A 24,241-nucleotide genomic window follows, 5' to 3' on the forward strand; every position below is an offset into this window, starting at 1 on the left:
GAAAACTGGAAAGACTGTGGTATCATTTTGTTCACGGCTGATTGCTTGCGGATATTGTCTAGACACCAATAACCATAAGGCTTTCAGCCGTTCTTGTTTAGTCCTTTGTGAAATATTCGGGCTAGGGCATGTGTTGAATTTCCAGGTTGTAAAAATTGACCTCGAATACACCACCACCGGATTTGTCCGCTTGAGCATAGTTCCCCGCTTTGAAGTAATAAACATGATCATTCCAGGAGGAGCTCATACTGTTCTGCCCAAAAACAACTGACTGGATATTGTCGTTTACTTGAATAGTTAACGTATTATTTTCCAGGGTGATCACGTAACTGAACTTCTCCAGGCCAACGGTATCGAATGTCAGGCTGAACGGGTCGCCGGAATCAGGGCTGCGATTAATGATAGCTCTCACAGGCTTGCCTGGGCCATCCCACTGTAATTTAAGCAAGGCTTTACTGGAATCTTTTGCGTGGATTTGCCCAACGACTGTCTGGGGATCCTCCGGCCAATACTCTGTCACTTGCAGGGTGCCGGACAGCTGATGAAATCCTTCGTTATTCCAATTTGCCGCTCCAGTACTTTCACCCGGGTTCCAGTTGTACAATTCTCGTAATTCGGTTCGTACATAGGAGGAGTTGGTCGTACTGGTACCACCGGACAGGGGAGCGCGGAAGGACATACTGCCATCTTCACTGTTGGTGAAAAAGAATTCAGTATCTTGATATCCCTCATTGAGTGGTGCGTAAAGTCCATTTTCTTCGAATGGTAGTATTTCAGCCGATGAACTTCCGCCGTCACCAAAATAAAAGTCTTTGGATACTGGCAGTGTGAGTTTCCACGTGTCAAGGTTGAAATTTTGTGAAGGTGACAAGTTGGAATCAGGAGTGGTTACTTCGGCGCCAGCGTCAGTTCCGGTATCAGGCGTAGTACCGGTATCGGTCAGATCCCCGTTTGTTGCGGCATCACTGCTCACCAGAACGGTCGTTTCAACGACACTGTTCCAGGCGGAATTAGAATTTCCGTAGCCGACAAACCGCAAATACGCGGCCTCAGTTTGTGGAAAGTTAAAATACTCAAAATCCAGCGATTGTCCCGAGCTTTGTTGGTTATACAACTGTTTCGTCCAGTTATTGCCATCAATGCTGGTTTCTACATCAAAGAGTGCGACACGTTCGTCGCCTTTATAGAAAGCCAGACCAATACCAGTGACGATTTGAGTCGAGCCTAACTCCATTTTTAGCCACTCGTCTGTACCTTCTGCAGACCATCTGGACTCGGGGTCGAAACTATTATCAATCACATTTTCTGGCCCGTGACCGTCATCCGAGCTGGCGGTTACAGACGCTGGTTTTAATGGAAGTGAGGTTTCAGTATTTGAACCCGGGTCGGTTACAATTGGCGATTCTTCGTTTGGACATACGCCGATTAACCCCGGTGCACTGGTGAACGCGTACGCTTCGGTTACGCTGTTCCAGTTTGATTTGGAATTGCCGTACCCAATAAACTTCAAGTAATAGGTATCGGATTTCTGGAACGTGAAATATTCCAGATCCAGGCTGAGGCCGGAGCTCTGTATTTGTTCTCGCTGCGTTGTCCAGTTAACACCATCTGGGCTTGTTGCCACATCGAACAACGCTTGGCGTTCGTCGCCACGGTAAAAGGCCAATGCGATGCCACAAATACTTTGTTTGGAATCTAACTCAAGTTGTAGCCATTGCCCTTTACCTTTAGCTGACCACCGGGATCCGGGGCTGAGGTCTTCGTCGATGGCGTTTTCCGCTTGGTTTCCATCACTGGAACTTGCCATGGCAGAGATGGGGTGTATGAGTTGAAAGTCATCGTTACCAGTCCCCGATATCGCAGGGATAGCGAAAGCTGATCCTGCGAGTGTAACGACTATTTGAGCAAGCCTTGAATACATTTAAAAATCTCTTATTACAAAATATGTCTGTTTATGCCTCGCTTATATTGGGACGGAATCTTTATTGTTCTGAAGTATTAGAGCGATACCTGAACCGTATTTAAGGCGTGATTTTTATCGCGATCGAATATATGAGTTTATGATTTTAAAGTACACGCTAACGGTCCTGGAGCGTGCAGTAACTCTCATTTTATTTTTTAATATATTCGCGAAGTAAAAATTGGCGAATTCATATTCCCAGAACGTTAGAGATCTCCTTAAATTTACCTTGTGTGTTTCAGCAAAAAAGCCTTAGGGCTTAGCCTTTGACGTCATGACGTGTTGGTGTCTTGAGGTGCTTAAGGCGAAGAGAGACAGCTTTGTCGCCAAAATCATTTAGTTTAAAATCTATGGCCTAAAAAATACTGAGTCATTAAAACGCATATTGTAAATCAATAATTTTTTTGCGCGTGGTTAAAAGGTGAAAATTCATAAGGTGATATGGTGCCACTTGTGACCGTAAAAGACTAAAAGTTATAAGGTTATGCACATTGTTTTGTGTGGCCTATTAGAAAAATGAATCATCGCCAGATCAGTAGCCAAAATACAAGGGAAAGACCTTGGGCGGGGGAAGCCCCGCTGTTGTTACGAATAAAAGCAACCCTGGTTTTCAAACACAGGAGGATTTCATCATTGTTGGATAGCTTGTTGCTGTCTTCGAGGGCTGGCACCGAGTGCCAAAGGGAGCCGCGCTGAGTTGAAAGCATTATCCTTGTCACGATAGGCTGTAAGCATTTACAGTTTGAATATAGACACTTACTGCCTGAGAGCGCGACGTAACACCCATCTTTCCGAATATTCTCTTAAGATGGTTTTTGACGGTGTTATGACTGATACCAAGAATCATTCCAATCTCATCGTTGGATTTGCCCTGGCTGACCCAATCCAGTATTTCACGTTCACGATCGCTGAGGAATCGCGGTTGGATGGGAGTGCTCCTTTCAATTATCTCCTTTTTGTCAAGTAACTTAATCGTGCGCAGCGCAGAGTCTATGTGCGGCATGATTAAATCAAGAATAACTGGGTTATAGTAAAATTTGTCGTTCATGGTAAAGAAGACATACAGACAGTCGTGGCCACTTCGTGCATCGCGCATGGCGTAGATCAGCATGGCTTTTGTATTTTCCATCATGACGCCATACACGGATGAGTCGAAGTTCAGTCCACTTTTTTCTGACAAAGATTTAAAATCCTTAATTAATATCCACTTTTTTTGGGATCTGGCTGCGGCCTTGAGCAATCTGACCATGATGGAATCGAAACCGGATACTTCATATAGCATGTGAGTTTTGATGCCACCGATAGATGAGGTAAGATCATAGTTGAGTGAGTTTGTTCGAAAATCACCCCAAACAGCGAGCATGGTTTGATGAGGAAGGAATGGAGAAATATCATTTCGAAGCCACTCATAAAAGGTACGGTGGTTTTCAATGGTTGAGGATTTACTCATTGCGCGTAATACCGTATCGACTCCGAGCATGAAATCGCTAAAATTTGTCGATAATTTTTTCGGATTTTCCATTAACATTCAGCATCTCCATACGCGGGCGACCCATCACAGCTGCTTACCCAACGCCACAGCGACTAGAGTTTTTTGAAAATAGGGAAGTGTAATTTTTTACAAAATCAAACGAACGTTAAAGAATAAAGTTTGCAATATTCGGTCCACTTCCGCCCTTAATGAATAGTTGTCGGACTGTTTGAAAAAGTCTCTGCTTATGGAGCGGAAAGTTATCTGAATTTACAAGGACTTAGCTTAATAAATCTTTAATGTATCTACCGCCGTTACTATTTTCCGAATACGCAGTGTCTTCCCGTTGAGTGAATGAGCGCCAATTGAGGCGCTTTTTTGGGGCGTAAAGCCAAGATGGCCCGTAGAGTGCTATGTCCGCCTGGGAGCTTTAATGGGGATAGGCGCAGTGGCATATTCAGTGATTTCAACGTGTCAGAGACGATCTTTATTCGTCCCATTGGCTCGTTGATGGGTTGAGGCGCAAGGAGTTTGCAGACTGAGGGTTCATAGCGGCGGGTTTAAATCATGCTCTAAGAATAAAGAAAACGGACTCACCTAAGGGTACCATTGTTGATGATCTCGAATGGCCTGATGATGGCGCTTTTTTTGATTAAAGTGGCCTTAGTGACCTGTGAATTACCGTGAAATGCTTTGAAATGCGGTAATTGAGTACGTGTTTGGTCAAAATGTTGAATGCTGGAAAGGCTGCCCCTGCCTGGCCGCTGGATCACTGTCAGTGGCTGGGCTGATCGTCAGTCTCGGTTTACCTTTGGTAGCCCTGGTAAGACAAGTTATCGTGGAGCCATACGGACAGCCGTGTCGATGGTAGCGGTGCGGCTAGCGTCCCGCTTAATTGGGAGTTTTACGTCTGCTCTATGGCACTCGATTTCGGATTTACAGCTCCCCTCGTAAGATTGACTACCGGCACAAAGCGCCTAAACACCCGCAGCCGAGGCAACTTTTGTGGGGGGCGCCGATAAGAGCCTGCTACTATCAATAGGGTGGGGAAGACCTGTTCTTGAGGAGGGCGCTTGTAGATCAATATTTAAACCCCAGGTCAAGTTGCAGGCGATCGTAATCGACGGGGCCGTCGATCAATTGCGTTTCACCAAATTCGTTGTCGATGAACCAGGTGAAGGCTGCGGTCCACTGTTTGTTGATGCCGTAAGCGCCGCTGAGGCGATGGCCCTTGGCGTCGGTACCGCCGCCGGCAAAGTCAGAGTCAGACAGCAGGCCAAGGACCGCGTCGGCTTCGAGGTCTTCGTAGCGCCAGCCGATCTGCCAGGTGCCGGTACCCGAGGCCTTGCCGAAGTTGACGCCGAATTCGTAGCCGGTATCAAGGTCGTCAGCGTCCTGGTTCTGGACGTAGTTGCCAAAAACCGACAGTGGCCGGTCGAACAGATTGAAGACAAATTCGGCCCCCAGCTCGATCATTTCATAGTTGTAGACGTATTCGTCGTTCACCGAGGTGTTGCCGAAAAAGCTGTCGTCGAAAATTGGTCCGAGGCCGTCAACGGGAACATCGTGATAAGCCAGCGCAGCGGTGAAACTGCTGCCGCCTAAAGGCAGCTTTACGCCGGCCTGCACGCTCCAGGCGTAAACATCATCACCGTTGCGGGTGTCACTCTCGATCCAGTTGCCCATGGCGGAAGCGAACAAGACATCGCCCCCCCACACCAGTCCGACGCCTTCCGGTGTCCAGTCACCGTCCCACAGCAGTTGACTTTTTTGTGGCCGGAAAAGCGGGTTGGAAAACTTGCCCGCCGTGACATAGAGGTTGTCGACGGGGGCCCATTTGAAATAGGCGAGGTTCAGCCGGACTCCCTTGGAGGAGCCGCCGTCGCCCAGGGTCTGATTGGTGGAAACCGGATCATCCCCGCCAGTGGCAATCCCGAACCCCACCTCGGTGTTGCTTGGCAGGTCGGCAACGAGGTTGACGCGACCTCGGACGCGGTTGCGCTCGCGGTCGTCCACATCCTCAATATCGATAGCTTCGTAGCGGTAGCGGAAATCGCCCTTGAGCCTGACACTTTCACTCCAGCTGGCCGCGCTGTTGTGTTGCTGAAGCTGGGCGACGTCTTGCTTCAGGGGGGTGAGGTCTTCCTGCGGCACTTTGCCTTGCGCGCGCAGTTGGGCATTCTCAGCTTCCAGCGCATTAATTCGGGTCTCCATCTGAGACATCCGGGTCATCATTTGTTGCCACTGCGCGTCGGAGACTTCAGCAGAAGCACTCATACTTATCAAGCTGACAACGCTGGCTACCAGAGTAATTTTCAACATGGGATTCTCCTACAGCGTGGCTGGACGGTGTGGGGCTACGCCAAAGCCTTAAAAGTATATAGACCTGGCGTTTTGGAGAGTCAAAGTGGAAAGGATGAACTTTTTGAGACCGTCGGACAGCGAGCGCGGGCGATCTCGGGTAAGCATCGCCAGGCGATCATTGAGAAATAGACCCGCGGCGCATAAATATTCAGCTCGGTCTTGGCGCTTGACAAAATAGCCTCTTTTTAGCAAACTGGCCTTACCACCTGTCCGGTGACTGCGGCGTGCCTGCAGCCGGTCTGAATACACGAATGATGTTGCACAACACAGCCCGCCACACAGGGCGAGGTAACTTTTAATGGCAAAGCAAGCGGGTATCGCTTTTTTGGGTGAGCCCTTACTGGAAATAGCGGCTACGGCCCCGGATCAGTATGCCCTGGGGGTCGCTGGTGACGTATTGAATACCGCCGTTGCTGTGGCGCAGCTGGGCGTACCGAGTTTTCTGGCCACTGCTGTGGGTGAGGCGGAGCAGGATCAACGGTTTTTTGATGGGGCCAGCCAGTTTGGTGTGTCTACGGAGCTGATTGAGCGCGACAGCAATCATCAGGCCGGCCTGTACTTGATCAACAATAGCCCCGCTGGTGAAAGGACGTTTTTCTATTGGCGCAATGACTCTGCGGCAAAGCATTTATTTGCTTCCCGTCACCGACTGCAGCTGCTCTTGGCGAAGGTACAAAATCTGCAAAGTCTCTATGTTTCAGGCATTACCCTGTCGCTGTTAAATGAGACCACCCGGGAGCTGTTCTTCGGCTGGGTCAGCCATTTCAGGCAGTCGGGTGGAACACTGTTCTATGATAACAATTACCGGGCGCGTCTGTGGTCATCTGCGCAAGAATACCAGTCAGTGAATCGTGAAATGCTCAAGCATACGGATATTTTTCTCCCCAGCCTGGAAGATGTGATCAGCAGTGGCGAAGCCGGTGACGAATGTGAAGCTCGGCAACTGATCCGGGATTCAGGCGTTGCTGAAATCATCATTAAAAATGGTACCCGTCCCATGACTGTCTGTGAGGGGGAGCGGGAATATGACATCCCGGTGGTGGCGAAGGCGAGCGTGGTTGACACTACCGGGGCTGGCGATGGTTTTAATGGCGGTTATCTGGCGGCGCGAGGCGCTGGGCTTGGGGTTTTGGAAGCGGCTAAGGTTGGCATGCGGGTATCTGCCGAAGTGGTTTGCCACAAAGGCGCCATCTTGCCGTTGCCGGTTTGGCAAAACCTGAAGCAGGAGTTGCTTTGAATGCCCGGCAATTTATGTGAATTTGTAATGGTTTGGGGAAATAGTGTGCAGACTATTTTCCCTTATAGTCGTGCGGTAAAAACCGAATAGTAATTACCGCGTGTTGGTCGTTTAGATGTGTTTAATTAACTTCCTTATAAGGTTGCGTACATGAAAAGTACATGGAGATGGTTCGGTCCAAGTGACCCGGTTACCCTGGAAAAAATCGTCCAGGCGGGCGTGTCTGGTATCGTGACATCACTGCACCAGATTCCAACGGGTGATGTTTGGCCGGTGGCAGACATTATTCAACGCAAGCAGGAAATTGAGCAGGCCGGTTTGGTCTGGAGTGTGATTGAGAGTATTCCCTTGCATAACGACCTCAAGAAAATGGTCGGCAATTGTGATGTCTATCTGGAAAATTACAAGCAGTCGATTCGCAATGTGGCTGCCGCGGGCGTCAAGGTCGTCTGTTATAACTTTATGCCGGTGGTTGACTGGACGCGTACTAACTTGATGTACAAGTTAAAAAACCAGTCGCACGCACTGCGTTTCGATCTGGCGGACTTTGCTGCATACGACGTTTATATCCTGAATCGTGATAACGCCAGCGAGAGCTACTCGGCAGAGGTTCTTCAGCGGGCAAAGGCTCGCCTGAGCACCATGTCTGAAGAAGAAAAGGCCCTGCTGGAAAAAAATATTATTGCCGGCTTGCCAGGAGGCGAGGGCAGTTACGATCGCAACAGCATCCGCTCGGAAATTGAGGCTTTTATTGCCCTGGGTGAAGACGGCTTTCGTGAAAATTTATTCCGCTTTCTACGCGAAGTGATTCCGGTGGCGGAAGAGGTGGGTGTGCTGATGTGTATTCATCCGGATGATCCACCCTTTTCACTGTTTGGCCTCCCCCGGGTGGTCTCGACGGCAGAGGACGCGCGTAAAATATTGGCGGAAGTGCCCAGTGTCAGCAACGGTCTGACGCTTTGCGCGGGTTCTTTTGGCGCCAGGGGGGATAACGATCTGGTCGCTATGGCTCGCGAGTTTGGTGCAAACATCCACTTTGTGCACCTGCGCAACGTGACCCGGGAAGCGGACGGCTCTTTTTATGAGGCAGAACATTTGGCGGGCGATAATGACATGGTCGGGCTGATCAGCGCTTTGCTCTCCGAAGAGAAATCAAGGGCCAATCGCGGTCGAGCGGATGTTGAGATTGCCATGCGCCCGGATCACGGTCACCTGATGGGAGATGAAGTGGGGCAGCAGGGTGTTAACCCGGGCTATTCGTACGTTGGCCGCCTCAAGGGCCTGGCTGAATTGCACGGGGTTATCCATGCTCTGGAAACGTTGCAGGGCAACGGCGTTCAGTGACGGATCTGCGGCGTGGAATGGGATTTACATTAATCATCCTCGCCATGCCTGTTCAGTGTGTTTTTACAGCGTGTGCGGCACGCTGAACACTGCTGTCTGTATTTGCTCGGCGATGTTGAAAACCAGGTTTTAGTGAGACTGTGGTCTCTGTCTTGCTTCCCTCAGAAGGTAGCTGGGTCTATGTTGGCGTTGCTCAAATTTCGCCGGCAAGTGACCCAGGGATCCTTTTGGGGTTTTTTTGTCGTTTCGATTATCCCGTTTACCTTAAGCGCCTAGACGCTCCTGCTTACTTAAAACACCTAAAAGTCGCGGTGGCCATCAATAAAATTGACAGTCAGTGGCTATCTTGTGACACTGTTGGCCTGACCATTAGATCTGTTAACCAGTTGATACCATGCAAATTCAAGCCATTAAAGTTCGCCGTCTTTACCTCGAAATCGCCAATCAAATCGAAAGCCTTATATCCAGTGGGCAACTGGTCAGTGGTGAGCGATTGCCCTCTGAGCGTGATTTGGCACAGCGCTTTGAGGTCAGCCGGCCGACGATTCGGGAGGCCATGATTGCCCTTGAGATCGCGGGTTTGGTGGAAATACGCACCGGTTCCGGGATCTATGTCAAAGATCAGGCTGTCGACAAGCCGGGCTTGCGTGATGACGGTCCGGGCCCCTTCGAAATCCTGGAGGCTCGTCGTTTGCTGGAGTCTGAAATAGTGACTCTGGCTGCGGCTCGTATTACCCCGGCGCAGATGGATGAACTGGAGCAGGCACTGGAAGTGATGGAGCAGGAAGATCAGAAAGGCACCATCAGCGAGGAGGCCGATCAGCGCTTTCACTGCATATTGGCGGAAGCCTCTCATAACAGCGCTCTGGCATCGATGGTCAGCTGGTTGTGGGAATTGCGTAACCGCTCGGAAATCAGCGCCTTATTCCACGAGAGGGTGCGGGAGGAAGGGGTGCACCCTTCTGCCAAAGAGCACCGTGCGATTTTCGAAGCTCTGAGAAACCGGGATCCCCTGGCCGCCCAGCAAGCCATGAGGTCTCACATCAGCCAGGCAATCACCGCCGACCGGGAATTGCTCGATAAAAAGTAAAGCGCATAAAGCTTTATGTCTATTTTCAATCTTCTGATTCGATGCTTTAAGCTGAGCCCTTTTGTCGTGGGGGCTCCGTAGAGTCATGTCCGCTTGCGGTGGTTTTTGGTGCCGCTAAACTGCCGCCACTCGCCCAAGGTGACTGTCGCTACTCGCCCAAGGTGAATTGCGCAGCCAGAGAGGTCAGCCCTGGGCTGACTCGCTCAAGGTGAATCAAGGCGCCCTGGGGTGGCCCGCTCGCCGTCAGGTATCAATTCAGCCCAAATTGACCGGGTAACCACTCGCTCAAAGCCGGAATGTAGGTGACCAGCGCCAGGGTGGCAATCATGGCCAGGTACATCGGCAGGAGCGGGCGGATGATGGCGGTCATCGACGTTTTGGCAATGCTGCAGCCAACAAACAGCACGCTGCCCACCGGGGGCGTGCACAAGCCAATACACAGGTTCAGAATCATCATCATGCCAAAGTGCAGGGGTGAAATGCCCAGCTCGGTGACGACGGGGAGAAAGATCGGGGTAAAGATCAATACCGCTGGCGTCATGTCCATAAACGCCCCGACAACCAGAAGGATCAGGTTGATGATCAACAGAATCAGAAGGGGATTTTCCGACAGGGTCAGGAGCGTCTGGCTGATGGTTTGGGGGATGTTCTCGAACGACAGCATCCAGGACATGGCGGTAGAAGTACCGATGAGCAGCAGTACGACGGCACTGGTTTCGGTCGCTTTCAGTAGGATTCCCGGTAATTCACCCAGTTTGACTTCCCTGTAAAACCCCACTGCCAGCAGCAGCGAGTAGAGTACCGCGATGGCGCTCGCTTCCGTGGCGGTAAATACCCCGCCAACAATACCGCCGATGACAATCACAATTAGCAGCAAGCTGGGGATGGCATCCAGCAGTTTGGGCAAGGCCTCTTTCAGCGGCAGTCGATCGGCGGTCGGGTACCCCTTGCGGTGCGCATATATAGCTCCTATCGCCATTAATGAGAGGGTGAGCAACAGGCCGGGCACGTAGCCCGCAATAAACAGAGCGGCGATGGACACGCTGCCACTGGCCAGGGAGTAGACGATCAAAATATTGCTGGGCGGGATCAGCAAACCGGTGGTGGACGCGGCTACGGTGATGGCACCGTTAAAATTTTTGTCGTAACCCTCTTTATTCATCATGGGCACCATAAAGCCGCCAATGGCAGACGTGGCGGCAACCGCAGAGCCAGAGATCGAGCCAAACAACGCGCATGAAATGACATTCACCAGTGCCAGTCCACCGGGCAAGCTGCCAATCAGGGCTTTCGCAAACTCAATCAGCCGGTGAGCGATGCCGCCGCGCCCCATGAGCAGTCCTGAGAGAATAAAGAATGGAATGGCCAGCAGGGCAAAACTGTTCATGCCGCCAGCCATGCGTTGAGTCATGGTTGTCGCGGCTGCCGTAAAGTCGATGGAGAACAGCATCGCCAGTAATGTGGCAAGACCGATGCAAATGGCCACAGGGATATTAAGGATCAGCAAGACAAAAAAGCTGACCAGTAGCACAGCGCCTGATAATTCCATGCGTTAACCTCAGTTTGTGTCGGCGTGACGGTGGATGTTGGGGCCAGTGAGAAGCTCATCAACGCCGAAGCAACAGAGCAGAGCCCCTGACAGGGGAATGACGCTGTAAATCACCGCCATCGAGATTTCCAAAGAGGCGGACGTTTGATGAAGCTCATTGGTCAGCAATACCAGCGTGCCGCCACCATAGATCAGAACGGCAACGGCAAAGATGATCACCGCACCACTGATGATCCACTGCAGGCGCCAGCGAGCAGCTCCCTGCAGGTGATGGGATAAAATGTCCAGCCCCAGGTGAGCGCCAACACGATAGGCGTGACACCCCCCCAGCATGCCAATCCATATCAGCAGAAACCTGGCGATTTCTTCCGTGTAGGAGCTGGGATCGCCGAGTAAGAAGCGGGTGGCCACCTGCCATAAGACATTGACCACCATGATGCCCATTAACAAGATCAGGAGGTATTGCAGGCCCCGGTCGATCATCGCCATGCTGCGATCAAATACGTTACGGAAGGGTTTTAATGGCATCCATCAGGTCTCCCATGGGTGTGTTGTTGTAAGCCTGGTGCATGGGTAATACCCGTTGACGAAATGGCTCTTTATCCGGCGTGATTACCTTAATACCGTTAGCTTGCAAAGCCTCTAGCGACTGCTGCGTTTTTTGCTCCCAAAGCTGCCGTTGGTAGGTGATGGAGTCGTCGGCTGCCTGCTGGAGCCAGGCTTGTTGCTGGGGTGTGAGGCTATTCCAGGTTGGCAGGCCAATCAGCAGTACATCGGGAACGTAAGTATGTTCATCCAGAGAGAGGTAGGGTGATACTTCGTAGTGCTTGGACAAATAAAAACTGGGGATATTATTTTCCGCGCCATCGACCACGCCCTGCTGCAGCGCGGTGTAGAGTTCTCCCCACGCAATTGGTGTGGCTGCGCCCCCCAGTCTTTTGACCATCTCAACCGAAGTCATGCTCTTTTGGACCCGAATCTTCATCCCTTCCAGGTCTTCGGGTGACCTGATGGGCTTGCTTGCGTAAAAGCTGCGACTGCCTGCGTCGTAAAACCCAAGCCCTCGCAGGCGAGCGGGTTCTGATGACAGCAGCAATTCACGGCCCAGAGGACTTTCCAGCATGCGCCAGAAATGTTGATGATCGCGGAACACATAGGGAATGCTGAAAATTTTATAGGCCGGTACGAAGCTTTCCAGAGGACTGGCCGATACTTTGGTCATGGCCAGGCTGCCAATCTGTAATAACTCGAGTAAATCCCGTTCCGAGCCCAGTTGGCCGTTGGGGTAGATCTCAATTTGCATCGTAGCGCCCGAGAGCTCTCGCAGGCGGTCACCCATAACTTCCATGGCCTTGTTGACCGGATGATCCGCAGGCATGCCGTGTGCCAGCCGCAGTACCGTGGCGGCTTCACCTTGGGGGCCGCAGCCACTCACTGCGAACAGGAGCAGCAGGAGTGGCACGGCCAGTCGCAGTTGCGAGAGAATAAGCCGGAAACGCTGCGCTACAAAGGGAGACATGAAGCTTCTCTTATCAGTCAGAATTATTCGTATTGTCGGTCATCTAGCTGCACGGCTTGACGGACCGGTTATTATTATGGGATTCTTTCCCAAATTGGTCTGACCATCTTACCATCCGTTTGGCGCCCGCTTCAATACAATAGCAGCTTCAAACCAAAAGAAGTTCAGCGGCGGGCTTGGGCAGACGCCCTTAATGCAGCTGCCCTGACTGGTTATGCTCTCGACACTAGCGACAAGTCTGGGTATGGGTATACGCTTTGGAAGTTGATGCTCGCGATGCAGTCAGTCAATGGGCAGGGGATGGGTTTGAGATCGTTAGGCTTGCGCTTGAGATCGCAAAGCCGCGAGAGGATGATGGATGGTTCGCCATACCCGTTGCACTCCTGCTACCTCTGCGTAATTCACCGAACTATCAAGAGGTTTTTCATGACGATGAGTCTGCATTCAGACCGCCTGTTTCCGGCAGATAACCACACCCGACAGATCGCTCGCCAGTTATATCAGAGCGTTAAATCCTTACCGATCATCAGTCCTCATGGGCACACGGATCCGGGTTGGTTTGCCGGCAATCAGCCTTTTGAAAACCCCGCAGCCCTGTTGGTACAGCCAGACCACTATGTGCTGCGTATGCTGTTCAGTCAGGGGGTGAGCCTGGAGAGCCTCGGTATTCGCCGCAAAGACGGAGCAGCGGTGGAGGTCGACCCTCGCAAGGTATGGCGACGTTTTGCCGAACATTTCCACCTGTTTCGTGGCACCCCCAGTCGTCTGTGGCTGGATCACGTATTCGGTGAAGTCTTCGGGCTTACCGGGCGGTTATCAGCAGCAACCGCCGATCAGTATTTTGATCATATCCAGAGCTGCTTGCAGCAGCCGGAGTTTCTGCCGCGGGCTCTGTTTGAGCGATTTAACATCGAAGTCATCGCCACCACCGAGTCGCCGCTGGATGATTTACGCCATCACCAGACCCTGCAGCAGAGTGGTTGGCGGGGGCGGGTGATTACAGCTTTCCGGCCGGATCCGGTCATCGACCCTGAATTCGAAGGCTTTATCGACAACCTCAAGCAGCTTGGTGAGATAACGGGTATTGATATCCAGGGCTTTGATGATTACTTGCAGGCACTGCGTCAGCGTCGCGAGTATTTTAAACGCTTTGGTGCTACCTCCACGGATCATGGTCACCCTACGGCAAATACTCAGGATCTATCGCTGCAAGACAAGCGGGAACTGTTTCTCACGGTGCTCAGTGGGGCCGCCACCGCGGATCAGGCTGAAACTTTTCGCGGCCAGATGTTGACGGAAATGGCCTTGATGAGCGTGGAAGATGGTTTGGTGATGCAGCTGCACCCAGGCTGCTACCGCAATCACAATCAAGCATTGTTTGAAAACTTCGGCCGTGACAAGGGGGCTGATATCCCGCTGCAAACCGAATATGTTCAAGCTCTGCGCCCGTTACTGAACAAGGTGGGCACTGACCCTGGTTTTAATATGATTGTGTTTACTCTGGATGAGACCAGTTACAGCCGCGAGCTGGCCCCCCTGGCGGGTCACTACCCGGCACTCAAGGTTGGTCCGGCCTGGTGGTTTCACGACAGTCCCGAGGGCATGCGCCGCTTCCGGGAACAGATTACCGAAACCGCGGGCTTTTATAATACCGTTGGTTTTAACGACGACACCCGGGCCTTTCTGTCCATTCCGGCCCGTCACGATGTCGCCCGTCGGATGGATTGCGCCTTTCTCGCCCAGTTGGTGGCTGAGCACCGCATTGATCAGGATGAAGCCATGGAGTTGGCCTATGACCTGAGTTACCGACTCGCCAAAGAAGCCTACAAGCTGTAACGTCAGAGATATGAGTACTATGCAACGTTTGAATAACGCCACCCTCCCGAAACTGTCGGTCTCTGCTCCCGGATACGATCGCGCTGCGCTGCAGGCCGGGATTGTGCATTTGGGCATCGGTGCTTTTCACCGTGGCCATCAGGCCGATTACACCGATAAGCTACTTAACCGACAGGGCGGCGACTGGGGTATTATCGGAGCCAGTTTACGCAGCGCGGGGGTCCGTGATCAGTTGCAACCGCAGGATGGGCTCTACTGTCTGGTTGAAAACGACGGCGAAACTTCCAACATTAAAGTGATCGGTGCCATTCAGTCTGTGCTGGTGGGTCCGGAACAGCCTTCACAATTGATTGACGTTTTGTCCGCTCCCGAGATTAAAGTGGTAACGCTGACCATTACCGAAAAGGGGTATTGTCACGATCCGGCCAGCGGTCAGATTAACTGGACGCACCCCGATATTCTCTGGGATTTGGAGCATTATCAAACAGCCCCCAAGTCAGCCATTGGGTATCTGGTCGCCGCACTTGAAAAACGTCAGGGCATCGACGCGGCGGTGACCTTATTGAGTTGTGACAACCTTTCCCATAACGGCAAGTTATTGCAAAACGTGGTCAGCGCCTTTGCGCAGCGAGTCCGGCCCTCTTTACTGAAATGGCTGCAGGCTCACGTCACGTTCCCCTGTTCCATGGTCGATCGCATTGTTCCGGCCGTGACAGATAAAGAGCGTCAGGCTCTGCAAGCCCGCCTGGGGTTGGTGGATGAGGGGGCGGTGGTGACGGAGCCCTTTTCACAATGGGTCATCGAAGATAGTTTCGCTGGCGATAAGCCGGATTGGGCGGCAGTCGGTGCCATGCTGGTGGATGATGTTGCCCCGTTTGAAGATATGAAGTTGCGATTGCTCAATGGCAGTCACTCCATGATTGCCTATTTGGGCTATTTGGCAGGCTATGACTTCGTGCATGAGGTCATGACCAATGAGCACATGACTGTACTGATCAAAGACTACATGAACCTGGCGACGGACACTTTAACGGTTCCCGATGGGTTTGATATAGACGGCTACAAGCAACAACTGTTACACCGCTTTTCCAATGCCTCCCTCAATCACCGGACCTCTCAAATTGCCCAGGACGGCTCTCAGAAAATCCCTCAGCGATGGCTGGCGAGTGTACGCACGCTGCTGTCACAGAAGCAGGATGCCGCCTTGCTGGCGTTTGCTTTGGCGGGGTGGATCCGCTATCTGCAGGGCACCCGTGACACCCTGGGAAAACCACCAGGGGAACATTTCGAAATCATTGACCCCTTGTCAGCAACCCTGACCAGCCTCGTGAAAACGGAACAACAGACCAGTCACTCTCCGGTCAAGGCGATTCTTGGGGTGCAATCGATTTTTGGCAATTTGTTACAAGAGCAGCCCGAATGGTGCGCTCAGGTGGACGATCTTCATCAGGCTATTACCGCTCATGGGGTGTTAAAAACGCTCCGGCAAATCCAGCCTCGATAAATGACTTTAAAGGTTTAGGAGGCTTTCAAGCAAAATTCGCTGAAGACTTGTCAGGCACGCGGGACGTTTTAAATAACGGGCCACAGCGGGCCATGAGTCGGTGACCCCAGCCCTGTTGTGAGCGTGTGCCAGTGGTCATCGCGGCCCCCGGAATGCGCTTTCTTGCCGCGCAGAGTTTAACGTATCATTAGATGCTCAACCCGGGATCGAGTGTCACTTGGATTTCATGACAGTGGTTTGCAGGTGATTGAGCGCTCACAGGGACCGTGTGCGTGTAGCAGCATTTCATTGCGGCGCAAGAGAAATCCCCACACTCGATGATCCCTGGAGCAGCGGCACGCTGATAGGGTGTATTACTCTTTCAGGAAACTGAATGTACGCCCTGCCTTGTAAACCGCTTGCCCGCCCCCATATAGTGAGTAGCAGATAATGTTGTCTGTTCCTCTCTGGGCAAATTAATGCCATCTCAAAATCTTAGATCTGTCTGTTTCACTGACAGGTGATGCCGTCTCATGGTGGTGCGGCAGTTTGGCCGGTATCACCACGAGGTACCGCCTGGACCACGCGTTGCGTTACTGTCGGGCATTTCAAGTTTCTAAATGGTATATAGACCAATGGGGGGAGTTCATCCCGTACGTGGAGTAATGTATGACCAAGGAACGTAAAAGTAATAAAGAAACCAAGAAGCAGCCTCTAATGACGCAGAAAGAAAAAAAAGCGGCTAAAAAAGCAAAGTCCACGGATAAGATCAAAACTCTGGGATCACTCTAAATTCAGTTTTTTTCAAACGTCAACCGCGGTAAGCGCTTTTAATATACGGTCAGTTAATTGATGCGCGGGTTAGTGTTAATCCTGACATACCGTCGACGAAATTTATCCTGCGCTATTGTCATTTTTCCGCAAAGAGCAGGTGGCATGGTGTGAGGATTTTACCGGTGTGTCATCGGGCCGTTATATCGCATGCAGGCGGCCAAGGGGATGGGCCTCATCCCGGGGGAGGGGCTTATGGAGCCCCTCTAAAAGCTACCCCCAACGCCAGATCCGTTTCCACCAGGGCGTGGCGTTGTGGCCTGATTGTGCCGCCTGCGGTTGGCCAATCTCCGCCAGCGGATCGCGGCTGGTGACGCAGGCCTGCAAAAACTCTTTAATCATGCCAGGGCTGAACTGGTAGGCGTTGAAGCGCGACATGTCATAGCGCTTCAGCAGGGCTTCAGAGGTTTTTTCGGCGGCACTGTATTTCATTGACCAGTTGCTGAACATGCGCTCAGTGACCGGTTCCATGCTCAGTATCTGCAAACCTTGATGCCGTGGATCGGCAGCGATGCGGTTGTAGGTGGCATTGACCTCGGCGCGCGGACCTTCCAGGCACTGAAAAAAATGTCCGTCGGCCACGTGCAATACCCCGCCGATGGCGTGCTTGGGATTGTTGCGGCGCGACTGCAATAAAATGCGTGCGACTTCCGACTCGATACCGCCTTGCTGTGCGGTTTTAAATGTGGCCTTGCTGGCATAGGTCAGCCGGATGATTGGCTCGCTCATGATCTCCTCACTCCTGTGGTTGGTTAACGGATTTAATACGCAAGCGTGGAACCTGTGGATCACTCACAGATGAATCCATGGCGATCACTGCTTCTCTAATTGCTCCCCCTCTAGACGGAGGAAGGTGGCAACTAGACGGAGGAAGGTGGCGACATCCACTGTTTCCGCTGATCGATTATTTGGTGCCGGGGATGCTTGGGTGGCAAGCGGATTCAGCCAATGAAATCTATCAAATCTTTAGCGACCTGATTGCGGTTGCAGGTTTGATGTAATCCGAATGCCCGCTTTGTGCGTAACCAAAGTCATGAACCCGCCCGTGTCGTCTTCTAACGCTCACTCGCAACTGCCTATCGGCGAGCGCATTCTCGGCTACCTGGGGCTGCTGCCTTTTGTGTATCTGGCGCTTAACCTGCCTGTGCCTGGCTGGCTGATACCCGTGCGGGGCTTTGTCGCCTACAGTGCGATTATTCTCGCTTTCATGGCAGGTAGCCTGTGGCGTCACTCGGTCGCCTCGAGTGTGTTTTCAAACCTTGTGGCCATCGCGGCGTTTGCCGCCTTGTTATTACCGCTGCAACCGGCCATCTTACTGATACCGCTGGCACTGCTGTACGGATTGCTGTGGTGGTGGGAAGGGCGCCACTGTCGTCGTGATACCCCCGACAGTTACTGGCAGTTACGTTGCCGACTTACCCTGATGGTGGTTGTGTGCCATCTAATGATGTTTGCGCGAGTAATTTTATGAAGACGTTAACCCTATTTTACGACAGTCGCTGTCCGCTCTGTGCCCTGGAGATGCAGGCGCTGGCAGCGCGGGATACGCAACAGAAGCTGCAGCTGGTGGATATCTGGCAGCCCGGGTTTGCCGATCGATACCCCGCCATTGATCCTGCCGCGGCCAATCGCCTGCTGCACGCGCTGGATGAGCGTGGCAATCTGTTGCTGGGGCTTGATGTAACCGCGCGGGCGTGGTCACTGGTGGGCATTACACGCTACAACTGGCTGCGCTGGCCCCTCATTAAGCCCGTTGCAGATGTCGGCTACCGCCTGTTTGCCCGTCATCGCTACAGTCTTTCCCGCTTGCTGACGGGGAAGGCTCGGCTCTGTGATTCGGATCAATGCAAACCCGGTGCAGGTCAATGACGCCGCCGGCGGCGCTGGTCATTGGCGCTAACGGCGGTATTGGCCGGGCGCTGGTTGGTGAGCTGTTGCCGCACTATCAGGTGGTGGCGATCAGTCGCACCGCCATTGATCTTGAACACCCGCGTTTACAGTGTCTGGAGGGGGGCAGCACCGAGGAGGACATCGAACAGCTGTTGCAACAGCTGGCGCACTTACAGGGCCGGATCACACGTGTGGTGATTTGCATCGGGGTCTTGCACCAATCGGAACCTCATCCGATGATGCCGGAAAAGCGTCTGGAAGACGTTAACATTCAGCAGTTGATGCACAGTGCCCATGTCAATACGATCTTGCCGGCGCTGTGGGTGGCCAAATTGTTGCCCTTGGCCAAAGGATCACAGCCCTGTGTGATGGCCGTGCTCAGTGCCCGCGTCGGCAGTATCGGTGACAACCGCCTGGGAGGCTGGTACAGCTACCGTTCCAGCAAGGCAGCTCTCAACATGTTTCTGAAAACCGCCGCCATCGAATATTCACGCCGTGCCAACAACGTCAAGCTGCTGGCCTTTCACCCTGGCACCACAGACACTGACCTATCCAAACCCTTCCAAGCCAATGTCCCCCGGGACAAATTGTTCACGCCAGCGTTTGTGGCCCGTCAGCTGATCGGCATTATGGATGGGCTGAGCGCGGACGGCGAGCTGAGTTATCTGGATTGGCAGGGACAGCCCATTGTCTGGTAGTCACGCCTGAGCATCATCGATACTTGCCAGATGGCCCGATGTTATTGTGCGCGGGAGGCTTGTTCCCGCCACCGGGCCGGCGCCAATCCGCAATAACTTTTGAACGCCCGGGAAAACGCACTCACATTTTGGTAGCCCAAAATGTCCGCCAGGTCCGTTAGAGCCATGGTGGAGCTGCGCAGATAGTATTCGGCGACTTCCTGCCTTGTATCCTGTAGCAATTGCCGAAAACTGAGATCGGATTGTTTCAGCGAACGCTGCAGGTTGCGCGGGTGTTGGCCGAGCAGTTGAGCAATGCTTTCCAGATTACAGATGGAAGTCCCCAGGGTTTTGCGAATGTGGTGGCTGACTTTGGTGGGGATATCATCGTCGATGTTTAGCTCATCGCGCACCGAATCCAGATACTTTTTCATCATGGCAAAGAGTTCCGCGTCGGCGGTTGCCAGTGGGTATTGCAAATAGCTTTCCGGAAACGCCAAGCCGTCAAAGTCCTGATTGAAATGCACAGGAGCGCCAAAATGTCGCTCCAGCACGGCACTGTCTTCCAGCGGCGAGTGGCGAAAAGAGATGTACGCGGCCGATAACTTGTGGCCGCAGAGGCTGACAAAGCCGTTGTACATCAGCGTCACCGCCAGGGTGTGCAATTGCACCAGCGAGCCATCATAGCGGATGCGGCTGAGACGCTTTAAAAACACATAGCCCTCGCTGCGTTCCAAATGCCAAAGTGATTCCTGACTGTTAAAGCGACTGTACATCAAGCCATTTTTGACCGCGGCTTCGAGCGTCGGGGACAGCTTGATCATTTGCGCGGTGGGCCCAAAGCGCAGCGGCGGTTGATGTTTTCCCACCATAAAGCCAAACAGCGGGCATTGTCCTTGCTGGGCAACCGACTCTAGAAACCCGGCTACCCGGTGGAAGGCGATCAGTCCTTTGGGCGCGTGCAACATCTCATCATCAATGCCGAACCTATCCTGTGCCCCGGAAAGGTCGAGCCTCAGCTCGGCCGCGGCCTCCAAAGAACCCAGTAAGATCTCACTGTTGAGCAACACGGGGTTATTGGGATCGTAAGGATGAATCATGATTTGTCTGCCAAGGCCTTGAGCGTGTCGTAAAGTGGTATGCCTATTGTCGTAAAATGATACGCGGCTGGCAAGTGCTGCTGCTAGGATGCTGGCCATAACAAATTGAAGGAGAGTCATACATGAATAACCGGAATTTGACATCAGTGATGGCCGCAGGTGTATTGTCGGCAGCAGTGAGTGGTGTGGCCCAGGCTCAACCGGCCACGGAAAGCGCCTATACCATTGAGGAACTCGTCGTCACCGCACAGAAGCGCGAGCAGAGCCTGCAGGAAGTGCCGATTGCCCTGTCAGCCTTTGGCAGTGATGCGGTCAAGCAACTGGGCGCGAGTGACTTTACGGGCCTGACCTCCGCCACACCGGGCTTCAGTGTTTCCGGTGGTTCCGGTGCCTTCCCTTCACCGTATATTCGTGGCATTGGCTCTAACGTCACCAGTGTCGGCTCGGATCCCAGTATTGGCGTGTACATCGACGGCGTTTACGCGGCCCGCAAAGGCGGTGCGCTGTCGGATCTGCTCGACATTGAGCGGGTAGAAGTGCTGAAAGGTCCTCAGGGTACTCTGTTTGGCCGCAATTCCATCGGCGGGGCGATCAGTATCATTACCGCCAAACCGCAAAATGAGTTGTCGGGTATGCTTGGCGCCGAAGTCGGAAATTACAACAATCGTGCCGTCAAGGGCATGGTCAATGTGCCGTTGATTGATGAGACACTGCTGTTGCGTGCGTCCGGCTCTGTGCGCAAGCGTGATGGTTGGCAGGAAAACACGATGGGTGGCCCCGACGGTGATGATCGTGATCGCGCCAGCGGTCGGGTGAAGCTGGCCTGGTTGCCCAGTGACACGGTGGAAGTGGAATTTTCCAGCTCCTGGAATCGTACCGATGAAGTGGCTACCTACGCTGAAAGCGTCTTGGCCTCGGCCCCGGTCAGCGATCTGACCCCCATCACCGACGATGAAAAAGCCGTAAACGGCAACTTGAATCCCTTTACAGGGATGCCGGACGCGGCCCCTAATGTGCCCATTTTTGAGCGGACCATGCGCTCGCATGCGCTGAACGTCAACTGGGACATGACCGATGATTTGACCTTCACCTCACTGACGGCTTTCCGTACCTATGAGACGTCGGCCGCGCGCGAGTACGATGGTAGCGAGTATTTTATCGCCAATAACGAAATCAGTACCGAGACCAACGACACCCTGAGTCAGGAATTCCGGCTCAACGGCATAAGTGACAAGGCGGACTGGTTTGTCGGTGTGAGCGCCAGCAAAGAAACCGCAGACATGCGCTGGATCATTGGCCTGATGGATTTCCTGGGCGCCAATGGTGGCAATCCGTTCTATGAAGACAGCTTTGTCACTGCCGAGACCGAGAGCTATGCCATTTACGGTGATTACACCTGGCACGCCACGGACAAACTGAACATTACTCTGGGTGCGCGTTACTCCTACGACGACAAATCCATTAACTACGACAACCCGCTGCAGGTCAATGGCGCAGCCGGCCTGGGTGGCTACGGCATCATCATGCCCATTCCAGGCCAGTTCCTGGATGCCGATGGCAACCCGAACAACACCCAGCTGAGTGACAATTGGTCCGATTTTTCCCCACGTGTGGTGGTCGACTACTTCGTCGGCGATGATGCGATGGTGTATGCCAGCCTGACCCGCGGTTACAAATCGGGTGGTTTCAATACCTATCCTTCTGTGGTGCAAGACTTCACCAGTGCCAATTTCCTGATGGTGCTGCCGGAAGCTCTGGAGTCCGTGGATCCCGAAACCACGGTCAACCTGGAACTGGGGGTCAAATCCAGCTGGATGGATGAGCGCCTGGTGGTCAATGCGTCTGTCTTCGCCATGGAATACGATGACCTGCAGGTGCAAGTGGTCAATGGTCAGACGGTGCAGCTGGCGAATGCGGGCAAGGCCATCTCTAAAGGGGTTGAGACCGATGTTCAGTTTCATGTGACGCCCAATTTGAAGCTGATGCTGAACGCCGCGTGGATGGATGCCGAGTATGATGAGTTTGAACGCGGCGGTATTGATTACGCCGGCACACCTCTGCGCTTTTCACCCAAGTGGACCGGCAGCTTGGGGGTGGATTACTCCCGGCCGATTGCGGATCTGGGTGAGTTGCGCATGTTTGCGAACTACTCATACAAAGACAGTCATCTGCTGAGTGAAACCTATGAGGAAGGCAGCTACAGCCTGCTCAATGCACGGGTTACCTTTTACAGTGAGGGTGGCGCGTGGGAGGCCAGCCTGTTTGGTAATAACCTGACCGATGAAAGCTATCTCTTCAACTATGTTGAGACTGTCGCCAGCTTTGGTTTTACCAGTGCCAATCGCAATGAGCCCAGAACCTACGGGGCTGAGTTCACCTACCATTTCTAAGCATTTCACCGCTTAGGTTTTCAACTTTCCCCGCCGCCACCTGGTGGCGGGGATGCTGGAGCCGACTCATGCGAACTTTCTTTTCTTGTGCTCGATTTCGATCGAGCTTTTTTATTCTATGCACTTTCGTCGCCACTCTCTCTTGCGCGGCAACCCCGCGTCCTGCTGACCCGCTTGCCCCTATTGCCCGACAGTTTGTCCTGCTGGGGTTGGCCGTGGCCAATAAAGCGCATGACCAGTATTTGTATTTCGGTCCGCAGGCCTGGCGCAGTGAAGCGCAGGCCGATACCCGCAGTGCCGTCGAATTACAAACGGCGCTAGAGCAATTGCAGCAGAATCTTAACGCAGTGCCGCCGGCGTCCACACCGCGTTTGGCTCAGCGCCGACAACTGCTGCTCGCGCGTATCGAGGCCTCGGTAACCCGGGCGAAAATGTTGCAAGGGCAGTTTCCGGCGAGTTTTGATGAAGAAACCCGTCTGTTGTTCGGGGCTGACGTGCCAGCGCGCAGCGAGGCTCATTTTCAGGCATTGATCGCAGAGCTGGAGCAGCTGATTCCCGGTGAGGGCGCATTGCCTGAGCGCATGGCGCATTTTCGCGATCAGTTTGTGATTCCGGTTGAACGGCTTGAGTCTGTGATGACGCGGGCGATGCAAGAGTGCAAGCAGCGGACTCAGCAATTTATGCCGCTGCCAGCGGGGGAGTCGGTCACACTCAATCTGACCGAGGATAAACCCTGGGTGGGGTTTACCGAATACCACGGCGATGGCACCAGTACCGTGCACATCAATCGCAGCGTGCCGGTTCACATTGAGCGTGCGCTGGAGCTGGGTTGTCATGAGGCTTATCCCGGTCACCACACCCACGCGGCGGTGATGACCGACGCGCTGGTTCGGCGTGAGCAGTGGCAAGAGTTCACCTTTATTCCGCTGTATGGTCCGCAGGCGATCATCGCCGAAGGCATTGCCAGTTATGCGCCTTTCCTGGTGTTTTCCGAGGCGCAACGGCAGGCGTTTGAAAAAGACACGCTGTTGCCTTTAGCGGGGCTGGATGCGTCACAGTTTGAACTTTACAGCCGCTATCTGGCCATCAAGCACGAGTTGATTTATTCCTGGAATGAAGCGGCAAGACGCCACCTGTACGGGGGCATGTCGAAGTCGGAGACCATCCAGTGGCTGGTTGACTTTGGGCTGGAAACTGAGGCGACGGCCACTCAGCGGGTGGCCTTTATCGGCGCACTGAGAAGTTACGTGATCAGTTACAACTACGGCATGGCTCTGGTGAAGCAGTATGTCGAACGCGAAGGTGGCGATGACATCCATCAACGCTGGGCGGCCTTCAATCACCTGATGACAACGCCGCTGGTGCCAGCGGAGCTTCAACAGCCTTAGCGGATTCAGACCATGGTTTGCAGAGCATCCACAGTTGCGGAGCGTTAACACTTGCTGAGCGTCAACAACTTCAACAACCGTTTATGCATTGACGCGCATGTGGATGAATCAG

The 24,241-nt window shown here is 53.1% G+C and carries 19 protein-coding genes; 11 read left to right on the plus strand and 8 right to left on the minus strand.

The annotated features are described in order from the left end of the window. Positions 1-121: 121 nt before the first annotated feature. The 3 genes from G8770_RS22155 to G8770_RS22165 form a co-directional block, all read right to left on the minus strand. Complete coding sequence (locus G8770_RS22155) at positions 122-1,921, minus strand: polysaccharide lyase family 7 protein (RefSeq protein ID WP_167192098.1); 1,800 nt, start codon at positions 1,919-1,921, stop codon at positions 122-124. 754 nt (positions 1,922-2,675) lie between these two features. Next, the gene (locus G8770_RS24475) at positions 2,676-3,488 is read right to left on the minus strand and encodes a response regulator transcription factor (protein WP_167192100.1); all 813 of its coding nucleotides are present in this window, start codon (positions 3,486-3,488) and stop codon (positions 2,676-2,678) included. A gap of 1,023 nt (positions 3,489-4,511) precedes the next feature. Continuing rightward, positions 4,512-5,753, minus strand: a complete 1,242-nt coding sequence (locus G8770_RS22165) for a putative porin (protein WP_167192102.1) — start codon at positions 5,751-5,753, stop codon at positions 4,512-4,514. A gap of 340 nt (positions 5,754-6,093) precedes the next feature. Here G8770_RS22165 and G8770_RS22170 point away from each other — a divergent pair, with 340 nt between their 5' ends. The 3 genes from G8770_RS22170 to G8770_RS22180 all read left to right on the plus strand — a co-directional run bounded on the left by G8770_RS22170 (position 6,094) and on the right by G8770_RS22180 (position 9,466). Then, positions 6,094-7,032, plus strand: a complete 939-nt coding sequence (locus G8770_RS22170) for a sugar kinase (protein ID WP_167192104.1) — start codon at positions 6,094-6,096, stop codon at positions 7,030-7,032. A 150-nt stretch (positions 7,033-7,182) separates the two neighbouring features. Beyond that, entirely contained in the window at positions 7,183-8,376 is a 1,194-nt protein-coding gene (gene uxuA, locus G8770_RS22175; protein ID WP_167192106.1) for a mannonate dehydratase, read from the plus strand. 394 nt (positions 8,377-8,770) lie between these two features. Next, positions 8,771-9,466 carry a FadR/GntR family transcriptional regulator gene (locus G8770_RS22180; protein WP_167192108.1) on the plus strand — a complete coding sequence of 232 codons (696 nt, stop codon included), beginning with the start codon at positions 8,771-8,773 and terminating at the stop codon, positions 9,464-9,466. Between the two features lie 250 nt (positions 9,467-9,716). Here G8770_RS22180 and G8770_RS22185 read toward each other — a convergent pair whose 3' ends face one another. From G8770_RS22185 to G8770_RS22195, 3 genes are read right to left on the minus strand one after another with little or no spacing between them, the layout of a single operon-like run. Beyond that, positions 9,717-11,015, minus strand: coding sequence for a TRAP transporter large permease (locus tag G8770_RS22185; RefSeq protein WP_167192110.1), 1,299 nt, complete (start codon positions 11,013-11,015; stop codon positions 9,717-9,719). Positions 11,016-11,024: 9 nt separating this feature from the next. After that, complete coding sequence (locus G8770_RS22190) at positions 11,025-11,543, minus strand: TRAP transporter small permease (RefSeq protein WP_243760634.1); 519 nt, start codon at positions 11,541-11,543, stop codon at positions 11,025-11,027. Beyond that, positions 11,521-12,534, minus strand: a complete 1,014-nt coding sequence (locus G8770_RS22195) for a TRAP transporter substrate-binding protein (RefSeq protein WP_167192112.1) — start codon at positions 12,532-12,534, stop codon at positions 11,521-11,523. Before G8770_RS22195 ends, G8770_RS22190 begins: the two co-directional genes overlap by 23 nt. Before the next feature lie 432 nt (positions 12,535-12,966). Between G8770_RS22195 and uxaC the strand changes: the two genes are divergently transcribed. The 3 genes from uxaC to G8770_RS24480 all read left to right on the plus strand — a co-directional run bounded on the left by uxaC (position 12,967) and on the right by G8770_RS24480 (position 16,645). After that, positions 12,967-14,370: a glucuronate isomerase gene (gene uxaC / locus G8770_RS22200; RefSeq protein WP_425050997.1), complete on the plus strand. Its 1,404-nt coding sequence runs from the start codon at positions 12,967-12,969 to the stop codon at positions 14,368-14,370. A gap of 19 nt (positions 14,371-14,389) precedes the next feature. Next, complete coding sequence (locus tag G8770_RS22205; RefSeq protein WP_167192116.1) at positions 14,390-15,874, plus strand: mannitol dehydrogenase family protein; 1,485 nt, start codon at positions 14,390-14,392, stop codon at positions 15,872-15,874. Between the two features lie 648 nt (positions 15,875-16,522). Next, positions 16,523-16,645 (plus strand): hypothetical protein, encoded by a 123-nt coding sequence (locus tag G8770_RS24480; protein WP_279537224.1) that lies wholly within the window; start codon positions 16,523-16,525, stop codon positions 16,643-16,645. Between the two features lie 252 nt (positions 16,646-16,897). Here G8770_RS24480 and G8770_RS22210 read toward each other — a convergent pair whose 3' ends face one another. Next, complete coding sequence (locus tag G8770_RS22210; RefSeq protein ID WP_167192118.1) at positions 16,898-17,413, minus strand: BLUF domain-containing protein; 516 nt, start codon at positions 17,411-17,413, stop codon at positions 16,898-16,900. A 316-nt stretch (positions 17,414-17,729) separates the two neighbouring features. Here G8770_RS22210 and G8770_RS22215 point away from each other — a divergent pair, with 316 nt between their 5' ends. Genes G8770_RS22215 through G8770_RS22225 form a run of 3 tightly spaced genes read left to right on the plus strand, consistent with a single transcriptional unit; the run spans position 17,730 to position 19,272 of the window. Beyond that, on the plus strand, positions 17,730-18,155 hold the full coding sequence (locus G8770_RS22215; RefSeq protein ID WP_167192119.1) for a DUF3429 family protein: 426 nt from the start codon (positions 17,730-17,732) through the stop codon (positions 18,153-18,155). Continuing rightward, a complete protein-coding gene (locus G8770_RS22220) occupies positions 18,152-18,553 on the plus strand; it encodes a thiol-disulfide oxidoreductase DCC family protein (RefSeq protein ID WP_167192121.1) in 402 nt (133 codons plus the stop codon). The genes G8770_RS22215 and G8770_RS22220 overlap by 4 nt, the downstream gene beginning before the upstream one ends. After that, on the plus strand, positions 18,550-19,272 hold the full coding sequence (locus G8770_RS22225; protein WP_167192123.1) for an SDR family NAD(P)-dependent oxidoreductase: 723 nt from the start codon (positions 18,550-18,552) through the stop codon (positions 19,270-19,272). The genes G8770_RS22220 and G8770_RS22225 overlap by 4 nt, the downstream gene beginning before the upstream one ends. Positions 19,273-19,313: 41 nt before the next feature. On the opposite strand, the gene G8770_RS22230 is transcribed toward G8770_RS22225, so the two are convergent. Further along, complete coding sequence (locus tag G8770_RS22230) at positions 19,314-20,351, minus strand: AraC family transcriptional regulator (protein ID WP_167192125.1); 1,038 nt, start codon at positions 20,349-20,351, stop codon at positions 19,314-19,316. A 122-nt stretch (positions 20,352-20,473) separates the two neighbouring features. On the opposite strand from G8770_RS22230, the gene G8770_RS22235 reads away from it, so the two are divergent. Beyond that, positions 20,474-22,741 carry a TonB-dependent receptor gene (locus G8770_RS22235; protein ID WP_167192127.1) on the plus strand — a complete coding sequence of 756 codons (2,268 nt, stop codon included), beginning with the start codon at positions 20,474-20,476 and terminating at the stop codon, positions 22,739-22,741. Between the two features lie 68 nt (positions 22,742-22,809). Beyond that, on the plus strand, positions 22,810-24,129 hold the full coding sequence (locus G8770_RS22240; RefSeq protein WP_167192129.1) for a hypothetical protein: 1,320 nt from the start codon (positions 22,810-22,812) through the stop codon (positions 24,127-24,129). Positions 24,130-24,241: the final 112 nt, after the last annotated feature.

The organism is Pseudomaricurvus hydrocarbonicus (assembly GCF_011602365.1).
Lineage (GTDB): Bacteria > Pseudomonadota > Gammaproteobacteria > Pseudomonadales > Cellvibrionaceae > Pseudomaricurvus > Pseudomaricurvus hydrocarbonicus.